Source organism: Paenibacillus filicis, from assembly GCF_038070315.1.
GTDB classification, from domain to species: Bacteria; Bacillota; Bacilli; order Paenibacillales; family NBRC-103111; genus Paenibacillus_G; species Paenibacillus_G filicis.
The window spans coordinates 18,381-32,108 of the sequence record NZ_JBBPCC010000017.1 but is presented as its reverse complement, the minus strand read 5'-3'; the positions used below and the strand labels follow the sequence as shown (position 1 = coordinate 32,108).

Genomic DNA, 13,728 nt, shown 5'->3' with positions numbered 1-13,728 from the left:
ATGATATAAAATCCCCGACAGATTGGAGTCAATGATTGGACATGCGACGTTTCATCTGGTTGATGTTAACGATAATGCTCGCCCTTGGCACGGTTGGATGCGAAGCAACCGGAAGCCCGGAATCGACAAAAAAGACAGCTCTTAAAGTACTGTATGATAGCGAAGACGCCTACTATGAGGATTTCGGTATGTTGTTCGCCGCCCAGCATCCGAACCTTGAGGTGGAGGTTGTCCCCACGAGGGGAGTTTCCCCGAAAGACATGAATCGATATATTCAGGAAAAGAAGCCGGACGTGTTCATTTTGGATCAAAGCGATGTTTTTGAACAATATGCCCAGGACGGGCTGCTGTACGATCTTGACCCGCTCATCAAGAGGGACAAGTTTAATCTGGAAGGCGTTGTACCGGCTGTTTTGGATACGGTTAAAGCGATGGGCGGAGGGAAATTGTACGGGCTTGCGCCGCATTTCAGCAGTCAGGCGCTTTACTATAACAAAACGTTGTTCGACAAAGCGGGTATTCCTTATCCGAAAGATCGAATGAGCTGGGAGGAGGTGATGCAGCTTGCGCAGCGTTTTTCTTCCGGTAAAGGCGATTCCAAAGATCGGACTGCCGGAATTATGCTAGGATTATACGCTGTTCATCCGTATTACATGGGTTTGGAGATAGGGAGAAATATGGGCCTGGCTTCGGTCGACCAAGATAAGATGAAAATGATCATGGATACGAGCGAATGGAAAAACGTGTACCAACTCTCCTTCGGCGCGATGAAATCGGGGGCGTTATTTTCGGGAGAGGTTTTGCACACACCGGGTATGGATACTAGCGCTGAGATGAAGCAGCATCCTTTCATCGGCGGGAAAACGGCGATGGCGCTTGGCCATAGCGATTTTCTCAGAGAATTAAAGAGAGCCCAGGACGTTCTCAAGGATCAGATGCCGGTATGGGATATCGTGACGGTGCCTGTCGACCCGAAAAAGCCGGATGTCGGAAACCAACTCTGGATCAAAAGCATGACTGCAATTGCGGCAAATGCCGCAAACGTGGAGGACGCATGGAAATTCGTAAGCTATTTCAACGGCGATACGTATGCGAGTGCGACATCCAAAGTGTGGCGGTACGGAGCCATGCCGTCAAGGACCGCCTACTTGAAAGACATGGAAGGACATAGCCTGCAAGCCTTTTATGCCTTGAGACCGGATCCTGACGCGCCGAAGGGGGGCGGGAAAATACCGCAAAGCTTCTATATGCCTTACGAGGCGTTGGCTAAGAAGGAGCTTCAGGACGCCTATGACGGACGCCAGTCGATTGATAAGGCGCTTAAGACCATTCAACGGCAAGGGCAACAGATCCTGGATCAGTCCATTGTGGCTGAGAAGGACAAGACCCCTACACAATAGCATGTTTATAAACATTTCGGGAGGATGAGGATACTACGATGAAAAAAGTGAATAAAATGATCGTTACCGCAACCGTACTGGCAGCCGTTCTGTCCGTAACCTCGGTTGGGTTCCTTCAGCATGCGTCCGCGGCAAGTCTGAAGGCGGCAGCAAATGTACGGCAAGCAGCGAAATTGAACGATGCGGCCAAGCAGTCGCTTGACAAGCTGCTTACGCTGTTCCCGCACCTTGCGTCCAAACAGCAGCGTGTCGAGCCGCACACGGCCGGGGCAAGCTTCGTCATTACTTTCGACGATGACTTCTCGCGTCAATCGGTACGCATGTTTGATTTCGTATCCATAGACGAAAAAGGCCGGCTTCGTTCGCTTGTAAATAATGTGCCCATAGGCGACAGCGTGCCCGACACCTTGATGAAGGAGAAGGCAGACGGGTTTATGAAGAAGTGGCTGGGAAGCGATTATGCCGGCGGGTATAAGATGGAGGATAAGGCCGGAACCAATGTACTCGGTCAAAAGGCTGCCCATTTCTCGCGTGTCGTTAATGGCTTGAAGGTCGAGGGAGACGGTTACTTGGTGACCGTAACGGCGGATGGAGCGATTGCAAGAATCGAGGAGGCCGGGCATTCCCAAGGAAAGTATGCGGACAAAGAGCAATTCCCAGACCCTTCGAGCGCGCTGCCGAAGGCTCAGGTGGAGGAAGCGTTGACGGGCTTTATGAAATTAGGTTTTGCGTCTGACGGGAAACTGAATTATGCGGCTATGTTCTCCGGCATCATCGACGCTAAGACGGGCAAGGAAATGGTCGAATCGTATACGTCTCCGCTGATTCCGGTCAAGGCTGGAGGCAAGAGCTTGTCTGCGAATACTCCGAAAGAGGTGTCAAAGCTCGTTGCCGAGCATTTCGGGATGGAATTGACATTCGAAGCGGGGCCGGAGAGTGGCGAAGAATTGCTCTATTCGGCCGTAGGAAGAGACGACAGCAATGCCAGTGTCCAAACAAAAGACGGCCAGTTGGTTTCTTATTCTCTTTTCAAGGGCTATAACGAATCAACAACTAAGCAGGCCGCATATTCCGAGGAAAAAGCGCAAGAGAAAGCCGCGCAGTTCGTGCAAGCGTATCTGGATTCAAGCGTGAAGGAAGTTCAGGTACTACGCATGCAGGCTTCTCCGCTTGGCAGCACGGAATATTCGTTCCAGCTCCATCCTGTGCATCATGGAATCCCCGTACTGGACCAGTATTACCAGGTAGGGATTGATAAGCAAAGCGGAGCTATCGTAAGCTACTTGGCGTATAACCATACGGCCTCGCCGCTATCGTTGACGAAGCCGAAAGGGTTTGTGGCGGCCAAGTCGGCTGCTGCCGAATACATCAAGCACCATCCGTACGAACTGAAGTACGTATATCCGACGGTGGACGGCAAGGTTTCCGATAAGCCGGTGCTCGTGTACCGGATCAACACCGATTCTTATGTGGACGCGTATATGGGTACGCCCAGCATGGGCACGCGGTTTCTTGCTTATTAACGGCAAAATCTTTCATTATTCTTTTATTTCCCGTTTCTAGCTGCCCTTTTGTCACGGATGAATAAGCAGCATCGTTATATGTATGCAAACTGCTGATTCATTATCGTGTTGTACTCAAATCCTTCGTGTCAATGTCGAGAATGTCACAAAATGAATCTCATCATCGTTATATTCACGTGTGCGATTAACAAAGGAGGAAAAGCCAGAAAGGTACGGCTAATTAAGCTTTGGCGGATGAAATAGAAATCATGTTGTAGAAAAGAAAGGTAGTGTAGTTATGGCACAACGTATAAATTACATGCAACAATCACCAGAATTTTTCAAAAAAATGATGGAACTTAGCAATGCCGAGAAGGAAAGTTCAATTGAAGAGAAAATCCTCGATCTCGTTCACATCAGAGCTTCGCAAATGAATGGATGTGCATTTTGTTTGGATATGCATGTCAAACAGGCCAAGATCCATGGCGAGAGCGAGTTGCGCCTATACCACATCTCGACTTGGCGCGAATCAACGTTATTTAGCCCACGAGAACGGGCTTCGCTGGCATGGACCGAGATTCTGACCAAGCTGCCGGAGCAAGGTGTACCGGATGACATCTATGACCGCGTTCACGGACAATTGTCCATTAAAGAAATATCAGATCTCACCTTCTCGATCATGGCGATCAATGCCTGGAACCGCGTTAACGTCGCCTTCAAGACCGTACCGGGTTCTGCTGACGCAGCATTTGGATTGACTAAAGCCGGCTTGAGCTGAGCTGTAGGAGCAGGTGTGCTTTTTTAAGGGAGGGGTTGGCTGAGGCGCTTAATGGCGCACAGGTTGTCGTCGACGTATCGAATTCGCCTTCATTTGAAGACAAGGACGTATTGGAATTCTTCGAGAGCTCAACTCAAAATCTTCTTGCCGCCGAAGCAGCTGCTGGTGTGGGACACCATGTTGCTTTATCGGTTGTTGGCACCGAGGGCCTTCTCCAGAGCGGTTACCGGATGGGACTCGATCAATTCGTCGGTTCTTTCTTAAGCGCTCAAAAGGACAATCGTCAGGTGGTCGTAGATGACAAAGCTCTGTACTTCCGCGCGGAATTGAACAAGCACTCTCTCGTTCCGACAAGCAGTGACGCTTACATCACATCAACGCACTTCAATGATTGGCTCAGCCAGTCGCAAGGTTGATTTCTAACAGCATCGATATCAAAACGGAAGCACAAAGAACCCTGCGAAGGTTCTTTGTGCTTCGTTTCAATCTCCAACGTGCTTCAGCTTGTCCGGGTTTCGGACCATATAAATGTTACGAATTCGATTTTTCTCTACATGGAATATCCCGACGGTATGAATCCCTTCGCTAGATCGAAGAACAAATGCAGGCTGTCCGTTCATCTGAACGACCTCGATATGAACTCCATCGATCATTGATGCCAGGCGCAATGGACCAACCAGGAATTGTGCAACAAGATCACTTGTAGAGATGGGTTCGACAACGGCTGAGACTTTGCCTCCTCCATCGGAGACAAGGACAACTTCTTTATCCAGAATGGTTAAGATTTGATTGAGGTTACCCTGTTTGAGAGCATTCAGAAAGCTATGGACGAGCTCCGGTGGGGCTCCTTCCGAACGAACAAGTTGTTCAGATGTAATCCCCATCTTCGCGCTGGCCCGACTGAACAGTTTACGACAGTTCACTTCGCTCTTCTCCACCAGTTCGGCGATTTCATGATAATCAAAGCCAAGCGCTTCTCGAAGCACAAATACGATACGTTCCGTTGTTGATAGCCGTTCCAGCAGAACAAGTATCGCATAGGACAGCAGGTCGTCGCGGACGACCGCATCCATCGCATCGTCATGCCTGCTGTGTAGGGGCTCTGGAAGCCATTCCCCATAATATTGCTCTCGTTTCCTACGCGCCGATTTTTGCAAATCCCGACAGCGATTCGTTACCATCTTACAAAGATAAGCTTTAGGTTGTGTTAGCTTCTCCGGTGGTACATCGACTATTTTCAAGTAAACATCATGTACAACATCTTCCGCGTCAGTAACAGATCCGGTTAGCTGGTAGGCGAGCTTAAAGAGCGGTCCTTTATACTTCTGATACAATTCCTTCATGTCTTCACTTCCGATCGGTTCCCATATATTTAACCTCATGCAAGATAGGCCTTGGATATTAAACGAGTTACGGGGTGATTTTGTGACATCCCCAAATCTAAATACCTCAAAGGGTACTCCCCTTATATCATGCAAGCTTAACCGGTAACGCATATTATGTCATTCTGCCTCGGATAAGATGCATTTTCCAACACTAGGCATATGATGAAGTATTCATTATGGAAGGAATGATCAAGAAGATGCATGCTATGCCTCAAGCATACAGGAATCTAACGTATCCCCACTACCATGGGCCGCTGTATCAGCCGTATCGAACGCAAACATATCCTTATTACGTAACGGGTTATCTCCCGGTATACCCACACGGCTATGCCAATGAGCGGTTCAGCTCCTGGTATCGGAATGAAAGGAAGGACCATGGGAAAGAACCGTACGTAGTCAATATCGAACAAGCAGCGAGACAGAACAACACGTACCGCAGCGCATTATGGACGGGGGAGCATTTCCAAGTAACCGTGATGAGTATCCCTGTGGGAAGTGATATAGGTTTGGAGATTCATCCTCATACGGATCAATTTATTCGAATTGAAGAGGGGCAAGGCCTTGTTCAGATGGGGAACTCCCGAGATAAGCTGGACTTCCAGGCTACTGCCTATGAAAATGATGCCATTATGATCCCAGCCGGAAAGTGGCACAATGTGACCAATTCCGGAAATAAGCCATTAAAGGTATCCGTCATTTATGCACCGCCGGAGCATCCGTTCGGCACCGTTCATACAACGAAAGCGGAAGCAATGGCATCCCATGAATAGCGATATGAGCAGCGCCTATTATGGAACAATCTCATAAACAGTGCCTTGGTTAGGATCAGCCACTTTCATAGAGCCATAAACCCCTAAGTATAGCCGGGTTTGATTCAGATTTGATCCCAAACTCACATAATAAGCGGATTGGGACCCAAAATTATAATCAGTTTCAATCATATTGTAATCACTTTGTTTGCAATCTGCAGTTATTCTTGTATAAGCTAAAACTCCTCTGACAGGAGGCTGTAATGGTTTCCGAGCAAGATCGGTAAACACGACGCTTCCCATTAAATCGGGGATTTCATTTCCGCTATAGGCCTGAACGCCTGTGAGTGCAGTCCCTCTGAACTTGTCAGGGCGGGAATCTTCATGATAATAACTAGTTAGAGGCTGAAGACGCAGCACGGAGGTTTTCAAGGCATCATCGAAATATGCCATACTTTTCTCATTCAACCCCGCATTGGCAGGGCAGCCTCTTAGTACGAAAGTAGGTAAATCGCCTTCCCACCCTCGCCAGCCAAAGTTAATCAATCCTTGTTGGTCAGGTTCAGAACTCATCATAGAAGCTTGTATAAGCTGAGTAACGGGTATCGGTTTATATTGAACGAATGAAAAGATGGATTCAGCCAGATCCTGGCCGACATTTCCTATGTATTTGATATACGTATGATTCAACCTTTGAAAAGAAATGCCCGTTATATTGCGTACCCCTTTGGCCATGACGGTAAGCATTTCCTGAATAGGTACGGGCAGCTCATCGAAACGTGAAACTATAGACGGATTATCCATGGAAGTATGCATGCCTACATCAATTTCAATGATCTTACCCGCGATTTCCATCATGTTTTGGCTTAAGTTAAAAGGGTCAAAGGCTGATCCGCCATCTCCGGTCGTTAGAACAAGTTTTCCTGTTTCCGGTGAAAAGTTTAAGCTATTGACACCATTATGATTTAAAAAGGGCCTTCTTAGATTGAGTAGTGTACGCCGCCTTTGAGGTTGCCCATTCGATTGTAGCATCCATTCTTCAATGGTATCAATATGATCATATTTTATGTCCCTCTGGGTCCACTGTAGGTTTAAAGTGCTGGTATCGCACGCGTTAGGCTTAAACGATTCAGAAAAAGCAACCGGACCTTGGGTCCCTGCTACGGAGTAATGGAGATAGAACAAACCATTTTGGTGGAATTTGGGGTGAAAAGCCAGGCCAATCAGCCCACGTTCATCGTATCCGCCACTTGTACTGCCTATTTTTAATATTCGCCGGCGAATATCTAAAAACGTCCCTATGCCTCCGTTTCTCACGTAAAAGATCTCCCCGACCTGGGTTGCAATAAATAGGCTTTCGATGGAGTCACCAGGAAGGATCGTTGTCTTTAACACCGTAGGCATATTTATCCTGCTCACAATAGGCCGTAGCCTGACATTAACTTTTTTCAACGAAAATATCCCTCCTGGCTATCAATATCTTGGATTAGAATATGATGAGAGCTGTTTGATTAGTACGGAATTGAGCTGCCGAATACGTCAAGCACCATCCGTACGAGGTGAAGTACGTATATCCGACGGTGGACGGCAAGGTTCGAACAGCTTAGAAGATGTCCGACAAATTAGCTTCCCATGTATGTGGAGGTGGCAAGGGTAGATGTTTCAACAAAGTCTGCTTAGAAAGCAGGCTTTTTGAGTATTGTTTATTGTATGATGGATAATAGGATGACTGCCTCAATAGGTAGTCATCCATATAGAACATAGGAGGAGCACATGGCCTGGAGCAAATTGAAACAAAATCTGGAGAGCTTTCTCTGTCCTGCGTTACATGGAAGGGTCGAATACAGCTCCACCAGCTACCGTTATTTATCTGATAAAGCGGGACTTTGTTATATTACGGTAGATAAAAAGAACATACTCAATATGAGTGATACATCTAACTTAATCAGATGGTATCAGACAGAGCAGGAAATTAAGAATGATTCAAATATCCAAATTCCTATCAACCACGAAGAAATTGAAGCGGTCAGAAAAGATACTAAGGGGATAGTTCCAGAGGATCGTCTACAAGTAATGGCAAGAAGCAGAAAAATATCAGAATATGCAAAGGTACTTTTGTCGGCACAATCATCATTAAGTAAATCAAATTTTATCGATGTCGCTAATAAGTTTTTATCCACCTCAATAGAGGAAAGCATAGAGAGCCATGATATCCTATTGAATATTTTAGCTTTGGTGGACAGACGAGTCGGAAAAAAGCGAATTTTAAACATGGCCGAGAAGATGAAGTTAAAGCATCCCATTGTGCAGTATTTTTATGAACTGCGGCTTAGTACTTTATGAAAATAAATAACTGGTCAGGGATGACTAATAGTTGAGATGTATTGGCGGAAATATTAAAGAGAGGCGGATTGTCTCTCTTTTAGCTTGTTTCGTACAAGTCTAGATTAAGGGCTGTTACATGAATTTTCATCATAGGATTCTCGTCCGACAATTATTCATCGTATTTTTTTGTGAATAAATGGCATGCGGGTTCCCAAAGGTACGCCAAACCAATTTTATTCCTGGTTGCTCGTTATGGTTTAATGAATCCGCAAATAAAGAGTCATCAATTGAACCCCAATGTAGGATAGTACAATCATGTCTCTTTTTTCCATCAATTTCGACAATATTTTCATTAAGGCATGCTAGTGAGCCAATTTCTGATTGTAAATCGAACTCCTCAATTAATTCTCTCTTTATCGCTTCGACGGCAGTTTCTCCGAATTCAACACCCCCACCGGGAAACCGATAAAATGTCTCTTCGTTATCACACTGAACAAAAGGCTTTCCTGAACTAGGGTGGTTCTTTTATTACGCCATAAACGTCTTGTCAAGGCTTCTCTATAAACCCAGAATGTGAAAAGCACTGATTGAATAGATTCTATCGCCGTTTCCCTTGCACCAAATATTTTCGAAAATTGATTGTGCGTACATTATCGTTCTATTTAGTATTGAGGTTGAAAATAGACAGTTGACACATATTCACTGTTACAATAAGATTGAATTTATATTCATAAATTTGTATAAAAATACAAAAGAGGTGATCCCGTGAATCATTTGTTATCATTAAAAGAATTGAATAAAGATACCCTTCAGTCCATAATCCAAATGGGAATTGAGATAAAAAAGAACCCAAAAAAATATGACCATGCTTGCGAAAGAAAAGGTCTCCTAATGCTATTTCAAAAGACATCGACTAGAACAAACTTATCTTTTCAATCTGGAATTAATCAATTGGGTGGATATTCTGTTACGATGGATTGGGACACAAGTAATTTCAGTATTTCTCCAATACAATATGAGGCTCAGTATGCATCAAGGAACTGCGATGTGATAATGGCGAGATTAAAGAAACATTCCGATTTACTTGAATTAGCTAAGTACTCCAAAGTTCCAGTAATCAATGGATGTTGCGATAAATATCACCCATGTCAAGCATTAGCAGACTTGATGACCGTTTATGAGATTTCAGGAACATTTTCGGGAATAACCATTACTTATGTCGGTATACATAACAATGTAGCAAATTCATTGGTAGCAGGCTGTATCTCATTAGGTATCAAGCTTCTGCTAGTGACCCCTATTATTAATACCCCTTCATGGGATGAGGAACTGATGCAGACTGCATACCAAAGTGGTTATGTGGAAAACTTAAATAATCTGTCTGAAGCTGTTTCTAGGTCTAATTTTGTTTATACGGATACATGGGTCGATATGGAATTTTTTCACGAGAGTCATTACCAAGATGAAAAGAATCGAAGAATTGAACAAATGCTACCCTTTCAGTTGAACAGGGAAAACCTTAGAGGGTACTCACCTTATATCATGCATGATATGCCAATTCATCCCGGATACGAAATTGAAGAAGAGTTAATTGAAACTGACAGGTCAGTTATATATCAACAAGCTGAAAACAGGATGCATGTTCAAAAGTCACTGCTACTATACTTACTCAATAAATAAAAACAAATAGACAGGTGAGGTTGAGCTACATGTGGAGTGGTGGTTTTTCTGTCTAAATACCGAGGGATAAAAGCAATTCATCAGGCCTGGTTTGGGGGAAGATGAGCTATAATAGAATAACCGCACTAATTAAAATTGGAGGTGCAGTATGCTTGGTTTGCCTAAAGGTGAAGTGTTCCTTCTTCCTTGGACAGAGGAATGGGAAACCGAATTTCTACTAGAGAAGAACAGAATTGAAACAGAGCTTGGCGAGCTTATTATAGCAATTCACCATATAGGTAGTACGGCTGTTAGGAATTTAAGTGCGAAGCCAATCATTGATATTGCAATTGAAGTAGATGATTTCCAGCATGGATATATATGTGTTCAAGGGCCAAGAAGGAAGCCCTTTTTTATTAAGACAACTTGCATTTAGAGATTATTTAATTCGGCATGAATGGGCTCGAAAGGAATATCAGGATCTGAAGGAAGAACTATCTCAGACGCATAGCAAGGATAAGCATACTTACGCTGATAAAAAGACCGACTTTGTTAATTCCATATTGAAAAGACTAGGGTTCAATATGGAGTAATGGATTTTTTGAAGTAAAGTGCAAATATTATTTCATATGCCAAAGGAGAAAAAAATGACCATAATCGACAAATTAGCAACTTCACTCAACCGCAAAGACGAAGGTCCTAATCAGGAGCTGGCGACATATATTGCCGGCCGAGATGATCGAGAAGCTGTGAAAGAACTCGTTGATCACTTGTATAACAAGGACAAGAACATTCAAAGCGATTGCATAAAAGTGCTCTATGAAATTGGTGATCTCAAGCCTTCTTTAATTGCTGAATACAGCAAAGAGTTCATAACCTTGCTGGATCATGGGAACAATCGACTTGTATGGGGGGCTATGACAGCTCTAGATGCGATAACTCTTGAAGATCCGGAAGTCATCTATGCAGCACTTGCAAAGATTGTCGAGATTGCTGACATAGGATCTGTAATCACCAAAGATCACGGAGTCCGTATCCTGATTAAACTTTGTTCGGTCCAACTATATACTGATCATGCATTCACCTTACTCATCGAACAGCTTAAGAGAAGTCCGACAAATCAACTTCCCATGTATGCGGAGAAGGCAATGTCCATCGTTAACGATAAAAACAAAGATCTTTTCCTAGAGACGCTTTCCTCACGACTCGACGATATTGAAAAAGATACAAAACGAAAGCGAGTGGAGAAGGTAATTAAGAAGTTGAGCTGATATGAATCGCGGGCGAGCCGCAACATCCATTCGAGTGCTATTTCAAGTGGAAGGGGCAGTTGTGAATATGGATACCACTCGTCAATCCCGAAAGCATCTACATACCAATCATGCTTTAAAGACTTCCTATATCAGCTTGATTTTGAAAAGCAACGAGCCCGACAACATTTCAGTTTCGGAAATAACCGATCGCGCCGACTATAACCGGAGCACCTTTTACTTTCATTATAAAAACAAGGAAGAGCTGCTGGAGGATATGTTTCATGATGCATTGCGCGGAATTGCACAAGCGCTGCGCGAGCCATTCAAGCATCAACAGCAAATCTCGGTCCATGAAGGTATCCAGATGACGTCCTTGATTTGCCAGCACATCGAGCGCCATCAGCAGTTATTTCTGGCATTGGCCCGAGTCTCATTCAAACCGAGCCTGTTCGATCGCATTGAAAAGCTGCTTTGGACCATGTTTACAGACGAGATCATCCTTATCAAGGATCAGCAAGATCAGAAGTTGGATTATGAAATGAGTGTCATTTTTCATATTTCGTCGACAGTTAGTTTGATTAAGTATTGGCTGTTAACGAATTTTACATGCACGGCCGCATATTTGTGTGAACAGATCCATAGCAACTCGATTTTGCCCATTACTCATATGAGGAAGAAGCCTAGCAGCTCGAAATGATCGGCTATTGAAACAATCAGGCATTCAAAAAAACGCCTCCGGGACATGTGATCTCCACCGTAAATAGGGAGTACATGTCTGAAGACGTTGGTAAGCGGTAAGCTCTACGCAAGGGAAGGCTGACGGAGCAGCTTGTTACCGCTGCCCGCCCCGCTCTTGCCTTATACCGAAGTTTCTCCGCCGTCCACGACGATCTCGGCACCGGTAATGTAGCTGGACTCATCGGACGCCAAGAACAGAACGGGATAAGCAATTTCTTCCGGAACTGCAACGCGTCCGAGCGGAATACGGGCCGCGGACAAATTTTGCGTATCGGCTGCAAGAATGGCATTGGACATCGGCGATGCTACCGTCCCCGGGTGAACCGAATTGACGCGAACGCCGTGTGCTGCCGCATCAGCGGCTACCGACTTGGTTAAAATCCGGATAGCACCCTTCGATGCTTGGTAATGCACGCCGCCCTGACGGCCAACCAGACCCGCGATCGAAGAGATATTAATGATCGAACCGCTTTTATTTTTCTTCATTTCCCCGATGACTGCTTTCATGCCTAGAAATTGGCTAGTTGCATTGACGTTAATCATGTTGTTCCATTCATCGAGCGTGTATTCCTCTACGTCTCCGCTTAGTTTCCCCAGTATCCCGGCATTATTAACCAGTATATCGATTTTCCCAAAATGCGAGATCGCTTGTTCGATAACGAGCTTCCAGTCCGCCTCGCTCGTTACATTGTGCTGAACGGCAATGGCATGCTCTCCGTACTCTTCATGAATGTCAGCCACCGTTTTTTGCAGCAGCTCCAACTGCAAGTCCGTCGCGATGACTTTAGCACCTTCCTTAACAAACAGCCTCGCTTCCGCTGCCCCTTGACCACCTGCTGCACCTGTAATAATGGCTACTTTTCCCGCTAATCTGCTCATGTAGATTATCCTCCTTGTACGAAATGATGGGAAAGTTCTTTCACGACGAGAAACCATCAGTGAAATCCCTTACCGCTTTCTGCAAGCGATTGCGGAAAGGATGAATACTTACCTCTTAATTTTAAAATGACATGAGTGCGCTTACAACAAACAGGAATGAGCAATATGTTGGAGTTCCAACAATTACGGTGCAAGTGTTCAGTTTTGTGTCTCTAAGCCCAGGCAGTCAACAAAAAAAATCCCCTAATTCCACGGAGCTGGGGGATTGTGGCCGGGTTCGCTTGGCAGCTTGTCGAGTCACGCACGACAGAGTCACGGAGGGAGACCGGCACGGCAAGCAGTTTGGAGCGTTGCGGCACTGCCGGAGAAGTCCCTTCAGGCAGAACTATTCTTTCCGATTCAAACGGCTGATCGAGTAATCCAGAAACTCTTCAATCTGCTCTATGCTAATCCCGGCATCGATGGCTTTCTTGATGAGATGATGCCAGTCATTTTCGGTCTTTTCGTCGATATGCGTATTTTTCTGCAAGAAGGCATCAACCGTTATATGAAAAACAGAGGCAATTTTCTCAAGAAATTCAATAGATGGATTGTGTTGAATGTCTCTTTCGATACGACTTAAATACGACTTGGCGACGCCCGCGCTTTCGGCTAACTCGGATAGAGATAAGCCTTTTTCTATACGAAGCTGGCGTATGCGTTTTCCAATCATGGTCAGACACCTTTTTTCTACTGAATTTCCGATCTTGTATTTCATAGGGGAGAGGATCGCACCTGTACTTGGGTGCATCTGCGGACTCACTCTGGGTGTGGTTGTATGGTAGCAAATACTTTCTTTGGATTTATTATAAGGGATGTTTGTATTTTCACCAAATACTTATCCTTGTAATAGTCCCATATTATACCTTGCAAATGCCGCCATAACTGGCGGTTTTTTTATTTATTCCAAGATTAGGGGGGATTTTCGCTGGAGATGTACAGCTGGAGCTGTATCGAAAGACGCATATTCCAGGGCCCTCTGAACCAATAGGATCTGAGGACAACATGTCCATTTTAGAGA

Annotated in this window: 13 protein-coding genes and 2 pseudogenes; 10 read left to right on the top strand and 5 right to left on the bottom strand. The window is 45.0% G+C overall.

Going from position 1 to position 13,728, the window contains the following annotated elements; all coding sequences use genetic code 11:
• Positions 1–62: 62 nt before the first annotated feature.
• From WMW72_RS23305 to WMW72_RS23290, 4 genes are all read left to right on the top strand, one after another.
• Positions 63–1,400 carry an ABC transporter substrate-binding protein gene (locus tag WMW72_RS23305; protein WP_341417978.1) on the top strand — a complete coding sequence of 446 codons (1,338 nt, stop codon included), beginning with the start codon at positions 63–65 and terminating at the stop codon, positions 1,398–1,400.
• Positions 1,401–1,438: 38 nt separating this feature from the next.
• The gene (locus tag WMW72_RS23300) at positions 1,439–2,923 is read left to right on the top strand and encodes a YcdB/YcdC domain-containing protein (protein ID WP_341417977.1); all 1,485 of its coding nucleotides are present in this window, start codon (positions 1,439–1,441) and stop codon (positions 2,921–2,923) included.
• Positions 2,924–3,221: 298 nt separating this feature from the next.
• Positions 3,222–3,680 carry a carboxymuconolactone decarboxylase family protein gene (locus WMW72_RS23295; protein ID WP_341417976.1) on the top strand — a complete coding sequence of 153 codons (459 nt, stop codon included), beginning with the start codon at positions 3,222–3,224 and terminating at the stop codon, positions 3,678–3,680.
• 35 nt (positions 3,681–3,715) lie between these two features.
• Positions 3,716–4,096: an SDR family oxidoreductase gene (locus WMW72_RS23290; protein ID WP_341417975.1), complete on the top strand. Its 381-nt coding sequence runs from the start codon at positions 3,716–3,718 to the stop codon at positions 4,094–4,096.
• A gap of 66 nt (positions 4,097–4,162) precedes the next feature.
• On the opposite strand, the gene sigJ is transcribed toward WMW72_RS23290, so the two are convergent.
• Positions 4,163–5,023 (bottom strand): RNA polymerase sigma factor SigJ, encoded by an 861-nt coding sequence (gene sigJ, locus WMW72_RS23285; protein ID WP_341417974.1) that lies wholly within the window; start codon positions 5,021–5,023, stop codon positions 4,163–4,165.
• A 248-nt stretch (positions 5,024–5,271) separates the two neighbouring features.
• Between sigJ and WMW72_RS23280 the strand changes: the two genes are divergently transcribed.
• The gene (locus WMW72_RS23280) at positions 5,272–5,835 is read left to right on the top strand and encodes a cupin domain-containing protein (protein WP_423227586.1); all 564 of its coding nucleotides are present in this window, start codon (positions 5,272–5,274) and stop codon (positions 5,833–5,835) included.
• Positions 5,836–5,853: 18 nt separating this feature from the next.
• Here the strand turns inward: WMW72_RS23280 and WMW72_RS23275 are convergent, their stop codons facing one another.
• Complete coding sequence (locus tag WMW72_RS23275; RefSeq protein ID WP_341417973.1) at positions 5,854–7,266, bottom strand: PQQ-dependent sugar dehydrogenase; 1,413 nt, start codon at positions 7,264–7,266, stop codon at positions 5,854–5,856.
• 321 nt (positions 7,267–7,587) lie between these two features.
• Between WMW72_RS23275 and WMW72_RS23270 the strand changes: the two genes are divergently transcribed.
• A complete protein-coding gene (locus WMW72_RS23270; RefSeq protein WP_341417972.1) occupies positions 7,588–8,157 on the top strand; it encodes an SF0329 family protein in 570 nt (189 codons plus the stop codon).
• A gap of 129 nt (positions 8,158–8,286) precedes the next feature.
• On the opposite strand, the pseudogene WMW72_RS35655 reads toward WMW72_RS23270, so the two are convergent.
• Positions 8,287–8,595 (bottom strand): annotated as a pseudogene (locus WMW72_RS35655) (NUDIX hydrolase); the annotation flags it as partial.
• Positions 8,596–8,904: 309 nt separating this feature from the next.
• Between WMW72_RS35655 and WMW72_RS23265 the strand changes: the two are divergent.
• The 4 genes and pseudogenes from WMW72_RS23265 to WMW72_RS23250 all read left to right on the top strand — a co-directional run bounded on the left by WMW72_RS23265 (position 8,905) and on the right by WMW72_RS23250 (position 11,748).
• Positions 8,905–9,819: an ornithine carbamoyltransferase gene (locus WMW72_RS23265; RefSeq protein WP_341417971.1), complete on the top strand. Its 915-nt coding sequence runs from the start codon at positions 8,905–8,907 to the stop codon at positions 9,817–9,819.
• Between the two features lie 148 nt (positions 9,820–9,967).
• Positions 9,968–10,391: pseudogene (locus WMW72_RS23260) on the top strand (GrpB family protein).
• Positions 10,392–10,445: 54 nt separating this feature from the next.
• Positions 10,446–11,069, top strand: a complete 624-nt coding sequence (locus WMW72_RS23255) for a hypothetical protein (RefSeq protein ID WP_341417970.1) — start codon at positions 10,446–10,448, stop codon at positions 11,067–11,069.
• Between the two features lies 1 nt (position 11,070).
• Positions 11,071–11,748: a TetR/AcrR family transcriptional regulator gene (locus tag WMW72_RS23250; protein WP_341417969.1), complete on the top strand. Its 678-nt coding sequence runs from the start codon at positions 11,071–11,073 to the stop codon at positions 11,746–11,748.
• A 161-nt stretch (positions 11,749–11,909) separates the two neighbouring features.
• Here the strand turns inward: WMW72_RS23250 and WMW72_RS23245 are convergent, their stop codons facing one another.
• A complete protein-coding gene (locus WMW72_RS23245) occupies positions 11,910–12,668 on the bottom strand; it encodes a glucose 1-dehydrogenase (RefSeq protein WP_341417968.1) in 759 nt (252 codons plus the stop codon).
• A 385-nt stretch (positions 12,669–13,053) separates the two neighbouring features.
• Entirely contained in the window at positions 13,054–13,380 is a 327-nt protein-coding gene (locus tag WMW72_RS23240) for a helix-turn-helix domain-containing protein (protein WP_341418100.1), read from the bottom strand.
• Positions 13,381–13,728: the final 348 nt, after the last annotated feature.

Excerpts from the sequence above, each read along its gene's own strand:
- WMW72_RS23300 (WP_341417977.1), top strand. The coding sequence starts at position 1,439 with ATGAAAAAAGTGAATAAAATGATCGTTACCGCAACCGTACTGGCAGCC.
- WMW72_RS23280 (WP_423227586.1), top strand. The coding sequence starts at position 5,272 with ATGCCTCAAGCATACAGGAATCTAACGTATCCCCACTACCATGGGCCG.
- sigJ (WP_341417974.1), bottom strand. The coding sequence starts at position 5,023 with ATGAAGGAATTGTATCAGAAGTATAAAGGACCGCTCTTTAAGCTCGCC.
- WMW72_RS23245 (WP_341417968.1), bottom strand. The coding sequence starts at position 12,668 with ATGAGCAGATTAGCGGGAAAAGTAGCCATTATTACAGGTGCAGCAGGT.
- WMW72_RS23295 (WP_341417976.1), top strand. The coding sequence starts at position 3,222 with ATGCAACAATCACCAGAATTTTTCAAAAAAATGATGGAACTTAGCAAT.
- WMW72_RS23270 (WP_341417972.1), top strand. The coding sequence starts at position 7,588 with ATGGCCTGGAGCAAATTGAAACAAAATCTGGAGAGCTTTCTCTGTCCT.
- WMW72_RS23305 (WP_341417978.1), top strand. The coding sequence starts at position 63 with ATGTTAACGATAATGCTCGCCCTTGGCACGGTTGGATGCGAAGCAACC.
- WMW72_RS23240 (WP_341418100.1), bottom strand. The coding sequence starts at position 13,380 with ATGATTGGAAAACGCATACGCCAGCTTCGTATAGAAAAAGGCTTATCT.
- WMW72_RS23250 (WP_341417969.1), top strand. The coding sequence starts at position 11,071 with ATGAATCGCGGGCGAGCCGCAACATCCATTCGAGTGCTATTTCAAGTG.
- WMW72_RS23255 (WP_341417970.1), top strand. The coding sequence starts at position 10,446 with ATGACCATAATCGACAAATTAGCAACTTCACTCAACCGCAAAGACGAA.